The organism is Endozoicomonas acroporae, assembly GCF_002864045.1.
GTDB lineage: Bacteria > Pseudomonadota > Gammaproteobacteria > Pseudomonadales > Endozoicomonadaceae > Endozoicomonas > Endozoicomonas acroporae.
Genome location: NZ_PJPV01000267.1, coordinates 1 through 1,191, shown reverse-complemented (window position 1 = coordinate 1,191; position 1,191 = coordinate 1). Strand labels below are relative to the sequence as shown.

Here is a 1,191-nt window from a genome sequence, read left to right as displayed (position 1 = left end):
TGTGCGGGGTGACCGAAATGTCGGTCATGAGCATTTGTGGTTCAAAAAAAATCCATCAGCCACCAAAGAGCGAGAAGGTCAGCAGATCCGGATTAGTCAGCGTCAACTGATCCCGAACTGCTTTCCCATACCACTCATCCAGCACCTGTGCCGCAGCCTTCATAGCCGGAGGCCGTCGTTTGGCATGATGAGCATCCGAAGCCACAAAGTGCACCAGCTCATGGTCCAGCAACCAGCGGGCAGTAGTCTGGGCCTTCTCACCAAAAAATCCGGGAATACAACCGGCAGTCACCTGAAACAATGCGCCCCGTTTTACCAGCGGGAAGATCCGTTCCGGATAAGCCATCAACTCTTTATTCCGTTCCGGGTGAGCAATCACTACCCGCACCTGCTGTCGATCCAGCCACTCCAGCATATGTTCAATCCCCACCGGAATATTGGCATGGGGCATTTCCAACAGCAGGCAGTCGTAACCATCCCACTTCCCGATCATCGGGATACGTTTCTGGCGCAACTGAAACATCAGTTCATCGCTAAAACGAACCTCCGCCCCCATGGCCAGCTGCACACCAATGCCAGCTTGCCGTACATGACCAACCAGCACATCAAAGGCAGGTGCAATGGTGTTGACATCATTATCGTAACGACCAGGATGCATATGGGGCGTACAGACCATCCGCTGGATATCATTGGCTTCAGCTATCCGCAGCAGTTCCAGGGATTGCTCCAGGGTATCGGGGCCATCATCAATGGCGGGGATAATATGGTTATGAATATCGATCATGTTTAAAAGCTATTCACCACAAAGGCACAAAGGTAAAGCATTTTTCGTAAGAGCTTTGCTCTTACCAATCTTTTGCTCTTCTTTGTGTCTTTGTGCCTTTGTGGTTCAAAAAAAATCTTTACTGACGCACCTTACCCGCAGGCGTCGGCATATAACGAGCCAACAAAGCCAGCGCCATCATCACCACAAAGTAAGCCGCATTAGACGGAATCTGCAGATTAAAATCCACCACTGAGTGAATCATAATGGCCAAAATGCCCATAAAAGCGGTAAAACCCATGCCAATCATCATCCGATTACGACGCTGACGCATTGCGGCAATAGCATGCCAGGCTGCCGCCAGCACCATCAGTGCCAGAATGCCATAGGCCCCCTGTGTCAGCATAGTTGTCGCCTCTCCTGAAATT

General features: G+C 50.8%; 1 protein-coding gene and 1 pseudogene. Both read right to left on the bottom strand.

From position 1 onward, the window contains the following. Positions 1-55: 55 nt before the first annotated feature. Positions 56-784, bottom strand: a complete 729-nt coding sequence (locus tag CX664_RS25045; protein ID WP_101749302.1) for a tyrosine-protein phosphatase — start codon at positions 782-784, stop codon at positions 56-58. 118 nt (positions 785-902) lie between these two features. After that, a pseudogene (locus CX664_RS25040) lies at positions 903-1,191 on the bottom strand (hypothetical protein); the annotation flags it as partial.